Here is an 18,893-nt window from a genome sequence, read left to right on the forward strand (position 1 = left end):
CAAAGACTCAAACAAAGTTGCATACACGGGCAATCGACATTTCAGTAAAGCCGAGCGATTCGGCCTTGGTCTGACGGCCGCTGGCCACCTCGGACACCAGCTGCATCAGGTCGTCCCCTAACTGCTGGAGGCTCCCGCCGTAAATCAGGGAAGATGCATCCACGTCGATGTTGTCTTCCATTTTGGCAAAGGTCATACGGTTGCCGGTGATTTTGATGACCGGGGCGATGGGATTGCCGGTCGGCGTGCCGCGTCCGGTGGAGAATACGACCACCTGTGCGCCGCCCGCGACCATAGCGGAAACCGAAGCCGGATCGTTGCCCGGAGTATCCATAATGACTAGGCCGCTTTTGGGTTTGACCTGTTTGGCATAGTCGTAAACCGCCATAATGGGGCTGTGGCCACCCTTGTGGATGCAGCCGAGGGATTTTTCCTCCAGCGTCGTAATGCCGCCAGCCTTGTTGCCCGGTGCGGGATTGCCTTCGCGGATTTCCTCCCCGACCAGATGCATCGCATGTTCATACCGGTGGACGATCTCGTAAATCCGGTTGTGTACTTCTTGATTTATCGCGCGGCGGGCAAGAATATGCTCGGCACCGATGAACTCCGTGGTTTCGGACAGAATGGAGGTGCCGCCTGCCGCCACAATGCGGTCGCTCATTTCCCCAATCAGCACATTGGCCGCCAGGCCGCTGGTGGGGTCGGAGCCACCGCATTCGGTTCCGATGATAAGTTCGGACATAGGGAAGGGCATTTTTTGCAGCAGGGAGGCCTGTGTCGTCAGCTCTTTGGCATACCGTACGCCGATATCGGCCGCTTTGAGCGTGCCGCCGACTTCCTGAATGATGACCTGTCGGATCGGCTTGTTGGTGCGCTCTTGAATGGCCTTAACCACCAAATCCATCTGGCAGTTTTCACATCCGAGCGAGACGACGACCGTTCCGTAAATATTCGGATTGGCGGCATAACCCGCCATTACATCCATGACATACTGCTGATCGGAAGCGACTTGCGAACAGCCGAGCTGGTTGTTGAAGGTGACCGCGCCTTCCACTTGCTGGGCAATGATGCGGGCGGTATCCGAAGCACAGACACTGGCGGGAAGGATCAGCACCTTGTTGCGTACACCCACGCGGCCGTCAGGCCGCTGATATCCATAAAAAGTCATGTCTGTCCTCCTATTCTTTTTCTTCTGGGTTTTCTCGACGGCCCTCTACATTGTGCACATGGACATGCTCGCCGGTTTTGATGTCACAGGTCGCAAAGCCGATATGCTCCCCATATTTGACGACCGGTTCTCCGCAGCTAATATCCCGGATGGCGAGCTTATGATAAATGGTAATATCATTCCGCGCCGTCAGGGTCTGTTCCACGCCGTCGCAAAGGTAGGTGACGGTATCGCCTTGGGAAATCGGCTCAATGGCTACCGCAACATTATCTTTGCTGTCAATGATCATGGCATTACACATGCGCTCCACTCCTTTTTCACCGCTGTGATGTTCTTTTTGCAAAAGTCTCCGGGCATCTGCCGGCCTTGCGTTAGACCCGAAAGGACACACAGGGATTTGTATTTTGAAAGCTTCATTTTCCTTGCAGCAATCGTGCTGCTTTCTCGGTCGTATTGCCGCTCCGATTGTTCGTAATTAAGAATTGTATTCTTAATTACGAATCCATGGTCTGATTATAACACCATAGCACCAATCTGTCAAACGGAATTTGGGAGAGATTTTGACATATTTCACAAAAAGAATCCCACTATTTTCTTATTTGTTTGCTGGGAAATGCAATGAAACGGCAGTTCGGTTTTGGGGTACCGCGTCCGGCGCATAAAAAAACAGATCCTGCCGTTTGGGGCATGGATCTGTCTGCTGCGCATGGTGCGCAATCGGTATTTTCGATTTGGTCAGAAGAAACTAGTGATTTCGCCCAACTGTTCAATTTCGGCCTGTGCATCCTTCAGACACCGACAAACCTGCGCTATTTTTTCCTCCTGACAGCGGAACAATGGCACCGAAACGCTCAGGGCAGCGAAAACCTTGCCCTGTCGGCGCAGCGGAACCGCCCAGCACGCCATTTGTGCGGTGGATTCTTCCTGCTCGGTTGCGATTTCTCCGTTGCGAATCGCATCCAGCTGTGCGATCAGGCAATCCGGGTCGGTAATCGTATGTTCGGTCAAACGCGGCATTCCGTCAGCATAAAGCGCCCGGACTTCCTCATCCGTCAGCCCGCTGAGCAGCGCTTTGCCGATGGCCGTTGCATTGGCAGGCAAGCGGTTTCCCACCCAGGAAATCATGCGGATCGCCTGTGTGGAGTCCTCTTTGCCCACATATAGCACATTGCCGTGATCCAAAATACCGAACTGGCAGGTCTCCTGGCAGGCGGCGACCACCTGCTTCATGATTTTGGTGACGGGCTCCATCCCACCGTCGGCCGAGAAAGCTGCGCCGAGCACCAATCCGCTTGGGCCAATGGTATATCGCCCGGTTTCATGATTTTGCTGCAAATAACGCCGTTCTTCCAACGTGTGAACGATGGGAAACAGACTGCTTTTGGGCGCATTCAATGTCTGTGCCAATTCTGTCAGGGTCATTCCCGCTTTCACAGCAGACACATGCTCCAGAATGTCTAATATGCGTGTGGTTGTGCGATGTTGGTCTTGTGCCATCCAAGTAGTCCCCTTTCCATATAGAAAGCTGCCGGATGCGGGAGTGGTTTATGGCCGGATGCTTCCTATTTCCATTATAACAAGTTCCTCTCTTTTTGCAAGTAATGTCAAAGCGCAGCAAAAAAATACGAGGAATGACCGGAATGGTCATTCCTCGCATGAAGGGGACACCGGCCAGGAAAGGGAAAACCGGTTTGAGATAGTTTCCAAAATGTGTTTTCGGAAGGCGGTTGTATCAGCCTTCGCTTTCGGTTACAGCATTTTCGATTGCGGAATCATCAAAGCCGACCACCAGCGTCAGGACGAAGCCGGCAACAAAGCTGACGGCCAGAGAGATAAGGAACGGGATAAATGCCACCGTCCAGAACACGGGCAGCGTGGTTAGCGCCGGGAAAGCAAACGCGGATGCCTGACAGCGGAACCAGCCGGCGATTGCACCGCCGATGCCGCCGGCAATGCAGGCGCAAACCATCGGCTTTTTCAGACGGATGTTTACACCGAACAGCGCAGGCTCCGTGATGCCGAAGAGAGCGGCAATCGCTGCCGATACTGCGGTGGAGCGCAGCTGCTTGTTGCGGGTGCGGATGCCGACCGCAAGCGCCGCGCCGCTCTGCGAGAAAATCGAACCGCCAATCAGGGCCAGAATGGTGTCATATCCGTTGACCGCAATATTGTTCAGGATGATTGGGAACAGACCCCAGTTGAAGCCGAAGATAACCATGACCTGGAAAAGAGCGCCCAATACAAAACCGGCGACCAAGGGGCTGAGTCCGTACAGCCACTGGTAACCAGCCGCTACCCAGTTGCCGATATACAGGCCGATTGGGCCAAAGACAACCAACGTGACCGGGATGACCAGAATCAGGCAGACCGGCGGGGTCAGGATGGCGCGTACGGTTTCCGGAATCACCTTTTTGCAAAGGATTTCCACCCACTTGAGCATGTAAACTGCCAACAGGATGGGGATAACCGTGGAAGAGTAGGTCATTGCCTTTGCGGGGAGACCGAGGATGGAGAAGTCCTCTCCGGCCTCCATGAGGGCGACGAAGGTCGGATGTACCAGAACACAGGCAACCAGCACCGCACAGAACGGCTCGGTTCCAAAGCGCTTTGCAGCGGTAAATGCCAGGAACACCGGGATAAAGTAGAAGAATGCATCGCCCATTGCATAGAATACGCTGTAAAGCGGATGGCCTTCCACAATAATGTTAGCGGCGGTCAGCAGCGCGACAATGCCTTTAAGGATACCGGCTGCAACCATCAGCGTGATGAACGGAAGGAAAACGGATGAGATGAGGTCGATGACTCGATCTAATAGGTTCTTTTTCTTCGGCTCAGCGGCTGCGTTTTCTTGATTAGCCACAGGCTCAACTCCTTTCTTTCATGCGAATCATGCGCTGATGGCGAATTACCCAACCAGTGCAATGACACGGGTCGGTGCGCCGGAGCCATTCTTTACCTTGAGCGGGAGCGCAACGATATAGCAGAACGGAGGCAGGGTATCCAGCTTGTCAAGCGCTTCCAGAATAAAGATATCGGCGCCAAGCAGGACGTCATGCGCGGGGCAAACAACGGCATCGCCGGCGTCCAGCGCGAGCGCATCCGTGCCGACAACACTTACACCCTTGTCCTTGAGATACTCGGAAGCCTCCCGGCCCAGACCCGGCCAGTCGTGCTCGTACGGCTTGCAGTTGGGCTGGACATCCCACTTTTTGTCCCAGCCGAAACGGAAGAGGACAAAATCCTTCGCGCGGATTTCGCCGTGCTCCTTCTCCCATGCCTGAATGAACTCTACGGGAAGGCATTCATTCTTCCCCAGATGGCTGGCGTCGATGATAACGCCGCGGCCGAAAAGGCGCTCTACCGGAACCTTTTCGATCGTGTAGTCGCTGCCGGGGATGTGATGATTGGGAGCGTCCATATGCGTGCCGGTGTGCTCGCTCATAATCAACGCAGCATGGGTAAATCCGTCTCCGTATTCAATCGCCTCATGCTGGACGCGGCCAAAGCGGGCGTGTGTCAGGCAGCTGGGCATTCCAACTTCCAAATTGTGGCTCAAATCAACCAACTTTAACTGATTGCCAACCAGTTCAGCCATTGTCTCAATTGCGTTGTTCATAACCATTACCTTCCTTGTCTTTTATTTCTAGTTGTATTATTTCCTGTGGTCGTATATACGAACATAAGACTTAAATACGAACCATCTGTAAGCTAATATTAGTCATCTCGCTCTATCTTGTCAAGTTTAATTAATAAAAATTGTGATTGTCCACAAGAAATTATTTTCCATATTAGATAAAATGACGATTGTATTTTTTTTCACATACTGCTTTGGGGGCAGAGCGAAGCGAAGGAAGCAGAACGGTCAGATGGCGGAGCAAAAAAAACACTACCAAAATCCTGCCTTGCGGCAAAACGTTGGTAGTGGTTTCCGTAATAGAATGATCCGAGCAGAAAGGATGCGTGCTTACAGCACCTTGCTCAGGAAGTCGATCGTGCGCGGCTCCTTCGGATGGTTGATGACCTCATCCGGCGTGCCTTCCTCGACGATGTAGCCGCCTTCCATGAAGATGACGCGGCTGGCGACCTCGCGGGCAAAGCCGATCTCGTGCGTGACGACAACCATCGTCATGCCTTCTTTGGCCAGGTTCTGCATAACCTGCAGCACCTCTCCGACCATTTCCGGGTCGAGTGCGGAGGTCGGTTCGTCGAACAGCATGATGTCCGGGTTCATTGCCAGCGCGCGGGCGATGGCAACGCGCTGCTTCTGGCCGCCGGACAGCTGCGCGGGATAGGCTTCCGCCTTATCCGCCAGACCGACGCGCTTGAGCAGCCGCATGGCGGTTTCGCGCGCTTCCTCCTTGGTGGCCTTTTTCAGCTCGGTCGGCGCGAGCATCATGTTGCCCATGACGTCCAGATTGTTAAACAGATTGAACAGCTGGAACACCATGCCGACGTTTTCGCGCACCTTATTGATATCGGTGTGCTTGTCGGTGATATCGTAGCCGTCGACGATGACCGTACCGTCGGTGATCTCCTCCAGACGGTTCAGGCAGCGCAGGAAGGTGGACTTACCGCTGCCGGACGGCCCGAGAATGACGACGACCTCGCCCTCGTGAATATCAATTGAGACATCCTTGAGCACTTCCAGATCGCCAAAGTTCTTTTTCAGGTGGGAGACATGGATCTTCGCCTGTTTATTATTCTCTGCCACGGTTCAGCCTCCTCTCCATAACCTTTGCAAAACGGGACAGGACCGTAATCACGATCAAATACATCACCGCGACGATGCTCCAGACCGCAAACGAGTTGAAGGTGATCGCCACGACGTTCTTCGAGGTGTTGACCAGCTCGGGGAAACCGATAACCGACAGGATCGAGGTATCCTTGAGCGTGATGATGAACTGGTTGATGATCGACGGGATCATCGTGCGGATGGCCTGAGGCAGCACGACCTTGCGCATGGCCTTCCAGTACGGCAGACCAAGGCTGCGCGCAGCCTCCATCTGGCCCTTATCCACGCTCTGGATACCGGCGCGGATGATTTCCGCCATGTATGCGCCGCAGTTCAGCGCCAGACAGATCGTACCGGCCTGTAGTGCGGTCAGCGTAACGCCCTTGACACCGATGATGTTTTGGAACAGGTACGGCACGCCGAAGAATACATAAAACGCCAAAACGATCATCGGTACGCCGCGGATGACATCGACAAAAATCGTCGAAATGATATTGCACACGCGGTTTTTCAGCACGCTCAACAAGCCGAAAAACAGGCCGAGGATACATGCAAAAAACAGGCCGCACAGTGCCAGCAGCAGCGTCTGCCCCATCGCCTGCAGCAGCAGGGGCCCATAAACGGTGAGGATTTGGATCACAGATCAGAACTCCTTTCAAAAATTAGGGGGCGCCGGATCAAACCAGTGCCCCCTGAAAATGCAGGTCGATCCGCTGCGATCAGCCCAGATATTTGGCGATGATCTCGTCGTACTTGCCGTTCTCCTTGATGTTGGCAAGACCGGCGTTGAACATGTCGATCAGCTCCTGATTGTCCGCATTGAAGATCGCAAAGCCATAGGGCTGGCCTTCGTTCGCGGTATCCTCCAGAATCTTAAGCGCCAGATTGCCGTCCTTGATGGAAGCCGTCATAACCGGGGTATCCTCAAAGCAGGCAACCGCCTGGCCGCCGAGAACCGCCTGATACATCGTGGGCGAATCCTCAAAGTAGGTGATGTTGAAGCCGTACTGCTCCTTCAGGCTCTCCGCGTAAGCCGCGCCCTGCGTGCCGGTCTTGACGGCAACCGTCTTGCCGGACAGGTCTTCGAAGCCGGTGATGTCGGAATCCGCAGCAACGGTCATGGTCTGGGTGGTCTGATAGTAGCCGTCCGAGAAGATCCAGCCGCTCTCCTTACGCTCGTCGGTGATGGAAGCGCCAGCGATCATGCCGTCGGCCTGACCGGACTGGCAAGCCGCGATGGCTGCATCCCAACCGAGGCTCTTCATTTCATATTTAAAGCCCTGATCTTCCGCAATCGCCGCAACGATGTCCACATCGATGCCAACGAAGTTGCCGGAGGCGTCGGTGTATTCAAAGGGCTTGAAAACGGTATCGGATGCAATAACCCAAACCTTTTCATCGCCCGAAGCGCCGTTAGACGAGTCGTTTGCCGCGTTGCTGTCGCTACCGGACGAATTGCCGCCGCAAGCCGCCAGACCCAGCGCCAGAGTGGCCGCCATCAGCAGAGAAAGTACTTTTTTCACTTGTGATTCTCCTTTTCTTTTTTCTTACCCTCCGCATCCGCATGGCGTTTCTCCCCGCGCATGCAGTGCATCAGTCATAGTGAAAGAATAGGCGATGGAAGGATACAGACAACCACCATCGCCTATTATACCGAACTAATTATAACGTAAAACAAAGCTACAGTCAAGCATAGAGCCTGTTTTAGACAAAAAGCAAGTTAAATCCGTTCTGTCGCCCGCAGAATTTCCTCCAGCGCAAAGTCGATGCCCAGCAGGCTGGTGCACAGGGTCAAATCGTAGTTTGTCGCGTCGGCATAGTGGCGACCGGTATAATGCGTGCAGTATGCGCTGCGCGCCTTATCCACCGCCTTGATGTTGGCGCGGAGTTTTTCCGGCTCGGTGTCCTCCATCATGCCGCGCATGCGTTCAAAGCGCCATTCAAAATCCGCATGGACGAATACCCGCAGGCAGTGGTCAAATTCCCGCAGAATAAAGTCCGCGTTGCGGCCGACGATAACGCAGCTTTCGTGGTCTGCAATTTCACGGATGGCCTTGACCTGCGCTTCCCACAGCTTGTCGCTCAAGGGACGGTTGTAAAAGTCAAACAGGCTTTGCGTCAGGCCAAAGCTGGTCGGCACGCGCTCATCCCATTTGCGCACCTGCGCAGGGGTCAGACCTGCGGACGCCTTGGCGGTGCAAAGGATCAGATCCTTATTGTATAGCGGAATGCCCAGTGCGTCAGCTGTACGCCGGCCAAGCTCGCCGCCGCCCGCACCGAACTGCCGGCTGATGGTAATGATCTTTCTCATGGGGTTTTCCTCCTGATTGCCCTATCGGCAGAGCCGGATGGGGATATTGCCGGGTACATCCTGCGTCTGCCCTGTCGGTATTATCCTTATTATAGCCGACCGGCCGGACAAACGCAAGCGTCATACGCAAGACTCCCCTTGCCGAATTGTATGATATGGTACTATAATAAAGAAAGAGGAGGGGTTTTTATGCGAATTCTGGTAGCAGAAGACGAGCGCGATCTCAACCGGCTGATCTGCCGGACGCTCGAGCGCGCGGGATACAGTGTGGACGCCTGCTTTGACGGAGAAGCCGCACTGGATTATCTGCTGGGAGCGGAATACGACTGCCTGCTTTTGGACATTATGATGCCCAAAAAGGACGGACGAGAGGTGCTGCGCACGGTACGCGCACAGGGCAGCGCCGTGCCGGTGATTTTCCTGACCGCGCGCGACAGCGTGCAGGACCGTATTGAGGGACTGGATCTCGGTGCGGACGATTATCTGGTCAAGCCCTTCGATTTCGACGAGCTGCTCGCCCGTATCCGCGCGGCGACGCGCAAATACGGCACGCAAAAGACCAGCGTGCTGACACTGGCCGATCTGACCGTGGACACCGGCAGCCATACGGTCACGCGCGGCGGCAAGGAGATCCGCCTGTCCGCCAAGGAATATGCCATCCTGCAATATATGATGCAGCATCAGGGCACGGTCATTTCCCGCGCCCGACTGGAGGATCATATCTGGAATTACGATTATACGGGCGGTTCAAATGTAGTTGACGTGTATATCACCTATCTGCGCAAAAAGATCGACAGCGGCTTTGATAAAAAGCTGCTGCATACGGTCCGCGGCGCGGGCTGGATCTTAAAGGAGGAGCCGTGAAGCGATTTTCCGTCAAGCAGAAGCTGACCCTGTGGATTACACTGCTCATGCTGCTGCTTACCACGGCGGTGCTGGTGTTCATGGTTGTGGTAAGCAGCTCGGTCGTCACCGAGAACGCATATGAACAACTGACCAATACCGTGCGCGGCAACCTGAGCGGTATTTCCAAGGAAAACGACAGTCTGACGTTCAGCGAGGATTTTTCTTTCACGCATAACGGCGTGTATACCGTGGTTTACAGCAGCAGCGGCGCACTGCTGGCCGGACAGCTGCCGCTGTCCTTTCCCGATACGCTGCCGTTTGAAAACGGTGTAATCCGCACGGCGGAAGGGGACAATGGGGATTATTATGTGCTGGATTTCTGGCTGCCGTTCAGCTGGGAGGACGGCGCATGGGTGCGCGGCATGATCCAGACGCCGGACGTAGCCGACGTGCTGGACGATATGACCGGTATCGCACTGCTCATCCTGCCCCTGATGGTGGTGATCAGCGGTCTGGGCGCTTATCTGCTGGCGCGTTCGACCTTCCGCCCCATCGACAGCATCATCCGTGCCGCGGAAAACATCGGAGAGGGACGCGATTTGTCCCGCCGTATCGGTCTGCCCCCGGGACGGGACGAGATCAGCCGACTGGGACAGGCATTTGACAACATGTTTGTGCGGCTGGAAGCGTCCTTTGAGTCGGAAAAGCAGTTCACTTCGGATGCATCCCATGAGCTGCGCACGCCGACCGCGGTTATCCTTGCCCAATGCGAGGACGCACGGCGGCATGCCGAAACGCCCGAGCAATATGCGCAGGCAATCGAGGTCATTGAGCGGCAGGCGGGCAAAATGTCCAACCTTATCGCGCAGCTGCTGCAGATGACCCGTCTGGAGCAGGGCACACAGCGCGCGTCCTTTGAATGGGCCGACCTGAGTGGTCTGGTGGAGGTTGTCTGCGTGGAGCAGCCCACCTTCCCCAAGAATATCACGCTGCAAACCGATATTCAGCCGGAGGTGGAGGCCCGATTTGACGTGACCTTGATGAGCCGTTTGCTGCAAAACCTGATTGGCAACGCCGTGCGGTACGGCAGGCAGGACGGGCATATCTGGGTTTCTCTGCGGCAGGAGCAGGCGGACGCCGTGCTTGCGGTGCGGGATGACGGCATCGGCATCGCCCGGGAGCAGCAGGAGAAAATCTGGCAGCGGTTCTATCAGGTGGAGCCGTCGCGCAGCGGACAGGCCGGTACCGGGCTGGGCCTGACCATGGTGCGGCAGATTGCCGCGCTGCACGGCGGTACCGTAACGCTGGACAGCGCGCCCGGGGTGGGCAGCTGCTTTACCTTCCGCTTCCCTGTTGGAGAGCAGGAAGAAAGCGGCGGAAATGAGGCGTAAAAAATTTTTTGGAAAATTTACTCTTTTAATATTTTTTTAATGTTGGGCTGGTATTCTGTATATGAACTCAAACGAAAGGTGTGAGCAGGATGAAAAAACAGTTTTTGATGTTTACCGCCGCGGCAATGCTGACCGCTGCGTTGGCGGGCTGCAGCCAGCCCACCCAGAAAAGCAGTGCGCAGATGGGATATATCGGTGAGGACGCGGCCAAGAACATGGCGGTCACCGCCGCGCAGGTAGATACCACTCAGGCAACCTTTTCCGGTGTTTCGCTGAGTACAAGGGACGGCATTGCGTATTATGAGGTGGATTTCACCGCAGACAATACGGATTACCGCTATGCGATTGACGCCATGACCGGCGCGGTGATTGAATCGAACAGTGCCGCATCGCAGACGACCGGCACGAATGGCACGGCTGCCGCAGGCGCTGCAAATGGCACGACCGCCGCGGCGCAGACGGGTGCGGTCGACGAGGCCCGTGCTAAGCAGATTGCGCTGGACCATGCGGGCGTGAGCGAGAGCGACACATCGTTCCTGATGGCCAAGCAGGATTATGAGAACGGCGTGTTGGTTTACGAGGTCGAGTTCTACGTTGCCGCAACCGGTTCGGAATACGATTACGAGATTGACGCTACGACCGGTGAGATTCGTGGTTTCGACTATGACGCGGAAAATTACACTCCGACGCAGCAAAATACGACTGCCGCTTCGGGTGAAACCCTGAGCGAGGCGGATATTCGTAAGATTGCGCTGGCCAAGGTGCCGGGCGCGACCGAAAAAGACATCCGCATGAATCTGGACCGTGATGACGGCCGGCTGCGCTACGAGGGCAAGATTATCTACGAGGGTATGGAGTACGATTTTGAAATCGACGCATACAGCGGCGCTATCCAGGAATGGGATGCGGAATCTGTATTCGATTGACAATAAAATGAGGACAATAAGGAGGAAAAAGACATGAAAAAACTGGTTTGTACAATGGCACTGGCCGCATTGCTGTGCGGCGCGGCGGGAGCAGCGAACGGCTCCTACACGGTAACGGCGGAGCTGAGTCCGGACGTCACGGTCAAGATTGACGGCGTGGAGCGCGTTTTCTATAACGTGCAGGGTCAGGAAGTGCATCCGATCAGCTACGCGGGCACGACCTATGTGCCGATTCGCTCGATTGGCGAGCTGATGGACAAAAACGTCAACTGGGACGGCACAACCAATACCGCAACCATCGGCGGCGCACGCGTTACGGCGGACGCAACCGGCACGCCGGACCGTAATGCGGTTCCGCAGAACATCACGATGGACATTGAGCCTGGCATCACGATCGTGATTGATGGCACGGCACGCACCTTCTATAACGTAAACGGCCAGAAGGTCGATCCCGCGCTGTATAACGGCTCGATCTACCTGCCTATCCGCGCGATTGGTGAAATCATGGGAAAAACCGTATCGTGGGACGGCGCAACCCAGACCGTGTCGATTTCCGGCAGCACGGCGGGCGGTCAGGTGACCGATTTTGATACAAGCAACCCCTCTGGCGGCAATACTGGCAATACCGGTAATGTCGGCGGCAACACCGGCAATACGGGTAACACCGGCAATGTTGGCGGCAACACTGGTACGACCACCGGTTCGGTAACGCTGGAGCAGGCCAAGCAGACCGCACTCAATCATGCGGGCAAGACTGCCAGCCAGGTGACCTTTGTCAAGACCAAGTCCGATTGGGAGTATGGCAGAACGGTGTATGAAATCGAGTTTATCTACCGTTCCGGCACGGGCTATCTGGAATATGACTACGAAATCGACGCTTCGACGGGCAAAATCCTGAGCTATGACTATGACGCGGAGGGATATGTTCCCTCGACCGGCGGCACGGGCAGCATTGGCGGCCAGACGGCATCCATCTCCGCAGATCGCGCCAAGCAGATTGCGCTGGCGAAGGTTCCGGGCGCAAGCACGGCCAATATCTATGAATTTAAGCTGGATTATGATGACGGCCGCCTCGAGTACGAAGGCAAAATCATCTACAATACCATGGAGTATGAATTCAGCGTCGATGCTACGACTGGCAATATTATCGGCTGGGATGTAGAATCCATCTACGACTGAGCACAATTAAAAAAAGCCTTCCGCTGCGGCGGAAGGCTTTTTTCTTATGAACGGGAATCAGATTGCACGCACCGAAATCATACCGTCGATGACGCGCAGCGCGTCGAGATTGGCTTCGGTGGGCTGCTCGGCAAGGTCGACGATGGTGTATGCGTAGTCGCCCTTGGAGCGGTTGCCCATGTTTTCAATGTTGCACTTGACCGCAGCGGTGATGGACGCGATCATGTTCGGGATGTTCTTGTGGATCATGCAGACGCGGTAGCCGCCCTCATAGGGAACCTTGAGGTTCGGGAAGTTGACCGAGTTGCGAATGGTGCCGGTTTCGAGGTAATCCGAAATCTCCTTGACCGCCATCTTCGCGCAGTTGTCCTCGCTCTCGGGCGTGGACGCGCCGAGGTGCGGCAGCGTGACGGCGTTTTCCTGTGCGAGAATTTCATCGGATGCAAAGTCGGACACATAGGCTGCGACCTTGCCGCTCTCGAGTGCCTTTGCCATGGCGGCAACGTCGACCAGCTCGCCGCGGGCGAGGTTGATGATGCGCACGCCGTCCTTCATCTTGGCAATGGACTCCTCGCAAATGGTGTTTTTGGTTTCCGGCGTCAGCGGCACATGGATGGTGATGTAATCGCAGTTGGCGAAAATCTGGTCAAGATCGGTCACGTGCTTGACCGAACGGGATAAGCTGAGCGCGCCGTCAACCGACAGATACGGGTCGTAGCCCCAGACCTCCATGTCCAGACCGACCGCCGCGTTGGCAACCTTGACGCCGATGGCGCCCAGACCGATGACGCCCAGACGCTTGCCGGAGATTTCCGGGCCGGCATAGGTGGACTTGCCCTTTTCCGCAGCCGGGCCGATGTCCGGCGTGCCGGCGAGGCTCTTTACCCAGTTTGCGCCCTGCACAATTTTACGGGAAGCGAGCATCAGCGCGCAGACAACCAGCTCCTTGACGGCGTTGGCATTCGCGCCCGGGGTGTTGAATACGACGATGCCTTCCTGTGCGCAGCGGTCGAGCGGAATGTTGTTCACGCCTGCGCCCGCACGCGCGATGCATTTGAGGCTCTTGGGGAATTCGACGTCGTGCAGCTTGGCCGAACGGACGAGAACGGCGTCATAGTCTGTAAAGTCCTCCGAGCAGGTGTACTTGGTGGCGTCGAGGTTTTCCAGACCAACCTTGGAAATCTTATTATACAGCTTTACCTGATACATGGGAATACACTCCTCTTATCTTCTTATGTTGCGCTCTTTGGGAGCGAAGCGATATAAAATAACAAATTTCCAAGGACAGGTGCCTTGGAAATTTGACCCCGACTCAGTGGCCTTGGGCTGCGGCCGGGGGTATCAAAAAATCAGTTTTCCGGAACTGATTTTTGTATATAGGGGGTACTGGGTACCCTCTATAGGTGTTTACGCGTTTTCTGCTGCAAACTTCTTCATGAAGTCAATTAAGTACTCCACGCCCTCAATCGGCATCGCGTTGTAGATGGAAGCGCGCATGCCGCCGACCGAACGGTGGCCCTTGAGGTTGGACATGCCGGCCGCTGCGGATTCCTTGGCAAACTTCGCGTCCAGCTCGTCGTTGCCGGTGCGGAAGGTGACGTTCATGTGGCTGCGGGATGCCTTTTCGGCAACCGCCTTGTAGAAGTCCTGGCTGTCGAGGTAGTCGTACAGCATGCTGGAACGCTTCTCGGCGCGCTCCTGCATGACCTTGACGCCGCCCATCTGCTCGACCCACTCGAGCACGAGACCCAGCACATAAATGCCGTACGTGGGGGGCGTGTTGTACATGGAGTCCTTGTCGGCCATGGTTTTCCAGTCCAGCATGACCGGATACTTCTCAAGCGGATAGTTGCCCAGCAGATCCTCGCGCACAATGACAACCGTCACGCCTGCGGGGCCCATGTTCTTCTGTGCGCCCGCATAGATGACGCCATACTTGGAAACGTCAACCGGCTTGGACAGGATATTCGAGGACATATCGGCCACCAGCGGCACACCTGCCGGGGTTTCGGGGTCGTACTGATACTCGGTGCCGTAAATGGTGTTGTTCGCGCAGATGTAGAAGTAATCCGCGTCCGGACGGATGTCCAGCTCGGCCTGCGTCGGCACGCGGTCAAAATTGCCCTCCTTGGAGGAGAACGCCACATGGATGTCGCCGAACTTCACGGCTTCCTTGTAGGCGTTGTTGGCAAAGTTGCCGGTGATGGCGTAGTCTGCCTTGCCGGTTTTCATCAGGTTCATCGGGATGGCCGCGAACTGGGTCGTCGCGCCGCCCTGCAGAAACAGGACCTTGTAGTTCTCCGGAATGGAGAGCACACGGCGCAGCGCTGCCTCGGTCTCCTTGATGATGCCGTCATATACTTTAGATCGGTGACTCATCTCCATGACGGACATGCCTGAGCCCTTGTAGTTCAGCATTTCGGATGCACAGCGCTCGAGCACGGGAACCGGAAGCATGGAGGGACCAGCGGAGAAATTGTAGATACGATTGTCAGCCATAGTGATAGTAACCTGCCTTTCAATAAATCAACGTGCTGTTCCGTATAGGAATGCAATATCCATTATAATATAAGGGGTAGGGATTTACTACGGGAAATTAAACCAAAATTCCGCCGGAAAAAGACGAATGTCTGCACATTATGGACAGATGCTGCAGTATTACCGAAAACGGTATCCGATTGCAAGGGCTTGGACGGATATGGTATACTAAGGCAGAAATCAGAAAGGAATGCCGCGGGTTTTTGCACAGGCCTGTGTAAAAAACGCGATGCGAAAGGAGAGGACGCCATGTTCCGGCGCCGCCAGCCCAGCCAGCGAAACCAGCTCAGCCACCGGCAGATTAACCGCCTGCTGCCGTTTACCAATGCACCGCTGTTTCACGCATTGCAGCTGCTTGCGACCGCTGATTCCGCGCGCTTTCACATGCCCGGCCACAAGGGAGAGCCGCTGTTTAACAGCTATGCCGAGGTGTTTGCCATTGACTTTACCGAAACCTACGGCACGGGCAATCTGTATCTGGGCGATGGCCCGATTCGTGATGCAGAAGTGGCTGCGGCGCGGTATTTCGGCGCGTCCGACTGCTTTTTCCTGACCGGCGGATCGACGCAGGGCATTTTGTCCATGCTGGCAACTGCGGTCGGGCGCGGCGGGGCGGTGCTGCTCGACCGGGAATGCCACAAATCGGTGTGCCATGCCTGCGCGCTGCTCGATATCACACCGTATTTTATCTCCGCGCCGGTTTTGGAGCCGTTCGGCATTTCGGGCGCGCTCGCGCCTGCGGATGCGGAGCAGCAGCTGCTTGCCCATCCCGACATTCGCGCGATGCTCCTCACCTCCCCCACCTATTACGGTGTGTGCCGCGCGATTCCGGCGTTTGTCGACCTGTGCCGCGCCTACGGAAAAATGCTGCTGGTGGATGCGGCGCACGGCGCGCACTTCCCTGCCGTCGGCCTGCCGACTCCGGTGGAGGAGGGGGCGGACCTTGCGGTGCTGTCCATTCACAAGACGCTGCCCTGTCTGGGACAGGGCGCGGTGGTTTTGAGCGGTCCGGGCGTGGATAAGCGTGCTTTGCGCGAAAATACCGCTCTGTTCGGCACGTCCAGCCCCTCCTACCCCATCATGGCGTCCATCGACCTTGCCCGCGCCTATACCGAGGGGCCGGGCCGCGCCGCTTACCGCCGCGCCGCCGAAACCTGCGGCGAGCTGCGCGAGTACGTGCTGCGGCGCACAGGCTTTACGGCGCTGACCATGGAGGATTACCCCGCGCTCGACCCCTGCCGCCTGACCGTGTGCACCGCGGGCACGGATGTGACTGGTCATCAGCTGGCCGACATGCTGTGGAGCGAGTACGGTGTGGCTTGTGAGATGGCGGACGACCGCAACGTGGTTTGCATCCTGACCTGCGCGGATTCGGGTACGGCGGTGTACCGGCTGCGGCGCGGCCTGCGCCATATTTCGCGCCGCCGCCACGAGACGCTGCTGCCCTCTCCTGCCGCGCCCTTCCCGCCTGCCGAGCGGGTGATGTCCGTGCGGGACGCATGGTTTGCCAAGACCGGCCGCGTCGAACTGGCCGCCGCCGAGGGACTGGTGTGCGCCCGGCCGGTCACGCCCTATCCGCCCGGCGTGCCGCTGCTGTGGCCGGGGGAGAAAATTACTCGCGCGCACATTGAACTTATCCGAGAAAGATGGTACAATGAAATCAGCGAGATCACGGTTGTGATTGGCTGATTTACCTCAAAGGAGGATTTTTTCTATGAAAATGGTACTTGCGATCATCAATTATGATGATGCTCAGGATGTAATCAATAATCTGATGAAGGCCGGTTTCCAGATTACCAAGCTGGCAACCACCGGCGGCTTTCTCAAGGCCGGCAACGTCACCATTCTGATCGGTTTGGATGAGTCCAAGCTGGACGAATGCTTCGACATCATTCGCGAGCATTCCTCCTCGCGCAAGCAGATCATTCCCACCACCGCCGAGCTGGGCATGGGCTTTTTCCCGTCCACACCGGTGCAGGTTGAGGTCGGCGGCGCGACCGTGTTCGTTTTAAACGTCGAGCGCTTTGAAAAGCTGTGATTTCGTTTGACGCGCTGCCGGGAAATGAAGCTCTGAAACGCGCGCTGAAACATGCGCTGGCCGATCGTTTTCCGCAGGCCGTGCTGCTCTCGGGGGATGATTCCGCAGCGCTGGCGGCCTGGTCGGACGTGCTGGCGGCAGGTATTCTGTGCGAAAGCGCGGGGCCGCGCCCGTGCGGGACGTGTCTGTCCTGCCGCAAGGTCAGCGAGGGCGTGCACCCCGACCTGACCGTTATCGATGAGGGTGAAAACGAACTGAAAGTCGACCTTGCGCGCCGACTGAAGGCGGAAGACGCTATCATTCCAAACGACGGCGCGCGCCGCGTGACCGTCATCCGGCACGCGCATAATTTAAACCCCATGGCGCAGAACGCACTGCTCAAGGAACTCGAAGAGCCGCCGGCATACGCCTTTTTCGTGCTGACCGCCGAGCAGCCGGACACACTGCTGCAGACCGTGCGATCACGCTGCACCAAGTTTACGCTGGTACCGCAGGAGGAAGCGGGCGGGGACGGCGAAGCCGCCGCGCTCCTTGCACCCTATCTGGAGGCGCTGGCCGCAAGACGTGAGGACCGCATGATGCTGGCGGCGCTCGCGCTGGAAAAGACACCGCGCCGCGCGCTGCTGGGCGTCATCGGCGTGCTGCAAAGCGCGCTGCGCGACGCGATTTTTGCCGGAAAAGGGCTGCCGCAGCCGCCGGTCGTGGCGGCGCTGCGCGCACAGACGCAAGCGCTGGCAAGCGCGGTGAGCGCGGCTCGGCTGCTGGAGCTATACGATTTTCTGAGCGTGCTGACCGACCGCGTCTCCCGCAATGCAGCGGCGGCGGCGGTGACAAACGCGCTGACAAGCGATGTGTACCGCATCTGCTTTTTATAATGTAGGAGGATCAGTTTTTGACAACGATTATTGGAGTCCGTTTCAAAGCGGGCGGAAAAATGTACTATTTTGACCCGCAGGACACGCCGGTGGCCGCGGGCGAGGACGTCATCGTGGAAACGACGCGCGGGCTGGAATACGGCCAGTGCGTGCAGGGCAACACGGAGGTGCCCGACCAGACGGTCGTTCAGCCGCTCAAGCGCATGGTGCGCGTGGCGACCGACGCGGATAAAAAGACGCTGGCGCGCAACAAAAAGCGAGCGGACGAGGCGTTTATCATCTGCAAGCGCAAAATTGAAGAGCGCGGGCTGGAAATGAATCTGGTCACGGCGGAATGCACGTTCGACATGAATAAAATGCTGTTTTACTTCACCGCGGACGGCCGCGTGGATTTCCGCGAGCTGGTCAAGGATCTGGCCAGCGTGTTCCGCACGCGCATCGAGCTGCGGCAGATTGGTGTGCGCGATGAGGCGAAGATGATCGGCGGTTTGGGTACCTGCGGACGTGAGCTGTGCTGCTGCTCGTATCTGGAGGACTTCCACCCTGTTTCGATCAATATGGCGAAGGATCAGAACCTGTCGCTCAACCCGGCGAAGATTTCGGGTGTGTGCGGCCGTTTGATGTGCTGTCTGAAATACGAGCATGAAGCCTATGCCGAGCTGCAAAAGGTGACCCCCAAGCAGGGCAGCGTCGTCGATACGCCCGAGGGACGCGGCAAGGTCATCACGACTCAGATGCTGCGTGGTACCTGCAAGGTGCAGCTCGACGACAGCTCCGAGCATTCGCTGACCGAATTCCAGTGCACGGATTGCTGCGTGGTCAAGGGCGCGTGCCGCAACCGGCAGAACGCCGCCGCCATGGCGGAGGAGCGCCGCCGCATGGAGCAGGA

General features: G+C 56.7%; 18 protein-coding genes and 1 pseudogene. 8 read left to right on the plus strand and 11 right to left on the minus strand.

All coding sequences use genetic code 11. From position 1 onward, the window contains the following. Positions 1-7 precede the first annotated feature (7 nt). The 9 genes from ACESSO_RS10580 to ACESSO_RS10620 form a co-directional block, all read right to left on the minus strand. On the minus strand, positions 8-1,168 hold the full coding sequence (locus ACESSO_RS10580) for a UxaA family hydrolase (protein ID WP_373165183.1): 1,161 nt from the start codon (positions 1,166-1,168) through the stop codon (positions 8-10). A gap of 10 nt (positions 1,169-1,178) precedes the next feature. After that, entirely contained in the window at positions 1,179-1,469 is a 291-nt protein-coding gene (locus ACESSO_RS10585; RefSeq protein ID WP_373165184.1) for a UxaA family hydrolase, read from the minus strand. 434 nt (positions 1,470-1,903) lie between these two features. Next, on the minus strand, positions 1,904-2,665 hold the full coding sequence (locus tag ACESSO_RS10590; RefSeq protein WP_373165186.1) for an IclR family transcriptional regulator: 762 nt from the start codon (positions 2,663-2,665) through the stop codon (positions 1,904-1,906). 235 nt (positions 2,666-2,900) lie between these two features. Further along, positions 2,901-4,028, minus strand: a complete 1,128-nt coding sequence (locus ACESSO_RS10595; protein ID WP_373165187.1) for a PTS transporter subunit EIIC — start codon at positions 4,026-4,028, stop codon at positions 2,901-2,903. A 45-nt stretch (positions 4,029-4,073) separates the two neighbouring features. Further along, positions 4,074-4,784 carry a cyclase family protein gene (locus ACESSO_RS10600; RefSeq protein ID WP_373165189.1) on the minus strand — a complete coding sequence of 237 codons (711 nt, stop codon included), beginning with the start codon at positions 4,782-4,784 and terminating at the stop codon, positions 4,074-4,076. Between the two features lie 348 nt (positions 4,785-5,132). Further along, positions 5,133-5,879 carry an amino acid ABC transporter ATP-binding protein gene (locus ACESSO_RS10605; RefSeq protein WP_373165191.1) on the minus strand — a complete coding sequence of 249 codons (747 nt, stop codon included), beginning with the start codon at positions 5,877-5,879 and terminating at the stop codon, positions 5,133-5,135. Continuing rightward, entirely contained in the window at positions 5,866-6,540 is a 675-nt protein-coding gene (locus ACESSO_RS10610) for an amino acid ABC transporter permease (RefSeq protein ID WP_373165192.1), read from the minus strand. The genes ACESSO_RS10605 and ACESSO_RS10610 overlap by 14 nt, the downstream gene beginning before the upstream one ends. A 79-nt stretch (positions 6,541-6,619) precedes the next feature. Further along, the gene (locus ACESSO_RS10615) at positions 6,620-7,423 is read right to left on the minus strand and encodes a transporter substrate-binding domain-containing protein (protein ID WP_373165193.1); all 804 of its coding nucleotides are present in this window, start codon (positions 7,421-7,423) and stop codon (positions 6,620-6,622) included. 197 nt (positions 7,424-7,620) lie between these two features. Continuing rightward, a complete protein-coding gene (locus ACESSO_RS10620) occupies positions 7,621-8,211 on the minus strand; it encodes an AAA family ATPase (protein ID WP_373165194.1) in 591 nt (196 codons plus the stop codon). Positions 8,212-8,400: 189 nt separating this feature from the next. Here ACESSO_RS10620 and ACESSO_RS10625 point away from each other — a divergent pair, with 189 nt between their 5' ends. The 4 genes from ACESSO_RS10625 (at position 8,401) to ACESSO_RS10640 (ending at position 12,553) form a co-directional block, all read left to right on the plus strand. Then, positions 8,401-9,075: a response regulator transcription factor gene (locus tag ACESSO_RS10625; protein ID WP_373165196.1), complete on the plus strand. Its 675-nt coding sequence runs from the start codon at positions 8,401-8,403 to the stop codon at positions 9,073-9,075. Next, the gene (locus tag ACESSO_RS10630) at positions 9,072-10,448 is read left to right on the plus strand and encodes a sensor histidine kinase (protein WP_373165198.1); all 1,377 of its coding nucleotides are present in this window, start codon (positions 9,072-9,074) and stop codon (positions 10,446-10,448) included. Before ACESSO_RS10625 ends, ACESSO_RS10630 begins: the two co-directional genes overlap by 4 nt. Positions 10,449-10,537: 89 nt before the next feature. Next, positions 10,538-11,374, plus strand: a complete 837-nt coding sequence (locus ACESSO_RS10635; RefSeq protein WP_373165200.1) for a PepSY domain-containing protein — start codon at positions 10,538-10,540, stop codon at positions 11,372-11,374. Between the two features lie 33 nt (positions 11,375-11,407). Then, positions 11,408-12,553, plus strand: coding sequence for a PepSY domain-containing protein (locus tag ACESSO_RS10640; protein WP_373165202.1), 1,146 nt, complete (start codon positions 11,408-11,410; stop codon positions 12,551-12,553). A 57-nt stretch (positions 12,554-12,610) separates the two neighbouring features. Here ACESSO_RS10640 and ACESSO_RS10645 read toward each other — a convergent pair whose 3' ends face one another. Both ACESSO_RS10645 and serC read right to left on the minus strand, forming a co-directional pair. After that, positions 12,611-13,762 carry a 3-phosphoglycerate dehydrogenase family protein gene (locus tag ACESSO_RS10645; RefSeq protein ID WP_373165203.1) on the minus strand — a complete coding sequence of 384 codons (1,152 nt, stop codon included), beginning with the start codon at positions 13,760-13,762 and terminating at the stop codon, positions 12,611-12,613. Between the two features lie 198 nt (positions 13,763-13,960). Beyond that, a complete protein-coding gene (serC, locus tag ACESSO_RS10650) occupies positions 13,961-15,052 on the minus strand; it encodes a 3-phosphoserine/phosphohydroxythreonine transaminase (RefSeq protein WP_373165205.1) in 1,092 nt (363 codons plus the stop codon). A 288-nt stretch (positions 15,053-15,340) separates the two neighbouring features. Between serC and ACESSO_RS10655 the strand changes: the two genes are divergently transcribed. From ACESSO_RS10655 to ACESSO_RS10670, 4 genes and pseudogenes are all read left to right on the plus strand, one after another. Continuing rightward, the gene (locus tag ACESSO_RS10655) at positions 15,341-16,780 is read left to right on the plus strand and encodes an aminotransferase class I/II-fold pyridoxal phosphate-dependent enzyme (protein WP_373165206.1); all 1,440 of its coding nucleotides are present in this window, start codon (positions 15,341-15,343) and stop codon (positions 16,778-16,780) included. 25 nt (positions 16,781-16,805) lie between these two features. Then, positions 16,806-17,129, plus strand: coding sequence for a cyclic-di-AMP receptor (locus tag ACESSO_RS10660; RefSeq protein WP_125115491.1), 324 nt, complete (start codon positions 16,806-16,808; stop codon positions 17,127-17,129). Then, a complete protein-coding gene (locus tag ACESSO_RS10665) occupies positions 17,126-18,004 on the plus strand; it encodes an ATP-binding protein (protein ID WP_373165207.1) in 879 nt (292 codons plus the stop codon). The genes ACESSO_RS10660 and ACESSO_RS10665 overlap by 4 nt, the downstream gene beginning before the upstream one ends. Before the next feature lie 17 nt (positions 18,005-18,021). Beyond that, a pseudogene (locus ACESSO_RS10670) lies at positions 18,022-18,828 on the plus strand (stage 0 sporulation family protein); the annotation flags it as partial. Positions 18,829-18,893: the final 65 nt, after the last annotated feature.

Origin of the sequence: Agathobaculum sp. Marseille-P7918, assembly GCF_964248325.1 — a bacterium.
In the GTDB taxonomy this organism is placed as follows: Bacteria; Bacillota; Clostridia; order Oscillospirales; family Butyricicoccaceae; genus Agathobaculum.

What these genes read in the sequence shown, in the direction of transcription:
- ACESSO_RS10580 (WP_373165183.1), bottom strand. Translation starts at nt 1,168, where the DNA reads ATGACTTTTTATGGATATCAGCGGCCTGACGGCCGCGTGGGTGTACGC.
- ACESSO_RS10585 (WP_373165184.1), bottom strand. Translation starts at nt 1,469, where the DNA reads ATGTGTAATGCCATGATCATTGACAGCAAAGATAATGTTGCGGTAGCC.
- ACESSO_RS10590 (WP_373165186.1), bottom strand. Translation starts at nt 2,665, where the DNA reads ATGGCACAAGACCAACATCGCACAACCACACGCATATTAGACATTCTG.
- ACESSO_RS10600 (WP_373165189.1), bottom strand. Translation starts at nt 4,784, where the DNA reads ATGAACAACGCAATTGAGACAATGGCTGAACTGGTTGGCAATCAGTTA.
- ACESSO_RS10620 (WP_373165194.1), bottom strand. Translation starts at nt 8,211, where the DNA reads ATGAGAAAGATCATTACCATCAGCCGGCAGTTCGGTGCGGGCGGCGGC.
- ACESSO_RS10625 (WP_373165196.1), top strand. Translation starts at nt 8,401, where the DNA reads ATGCGAATTCTGGTAGCAGAAGACGAGCGCGATCTCAACCGGCTGATC.
- ACESSO_RS10635 (WP_373165200.1), top strand. Translation starts at nt 10,538, where the DNA reads ATGAAAAAACAGTTTTTGATGTTTACCGCCGCGGCAATGCTGACCGCT.
- ACESSO_RS10640 (WP_373165202.1), top strand. Translation starts at nt 11,408, where the DNA reads ATGAAAAAACTGGTTTGTACAATGGCACTGGCCGCATTGCTGTGCGGC.
- ACESSO_RS10645 (WP_373165203.1), bottom strand. Translation starts at nt 13,762, where the DNA reads ATGTATCAGGTAAAGCTGTATAATAAGATTTCCAAGGTTGGTCTGGAA.
- serC (WP_373165205.1), bottom strand. Translation starts at nt 15,052, where the DNA reads ATGGCTGACAATCGTATCTACAATTTCTCCGCTGGTCCCTCCATGCTT.
- ACESSO_RS10655 (WP_373165206.1), top strand. Translation starts at nt 15,341, where the DNA reads ATGTTCCGGCGCCGCCAGCCCAGCCAGCGAAACCAGCTCAGCCACCGG.
- ACESSO_RS10660 (WP_125115491.1), top strand. Translation starts at nt 16,806, where the DNA reads ATGAAAATGGTACTTGCGATCATCAATTATGATGATGCTCAGGATGTA.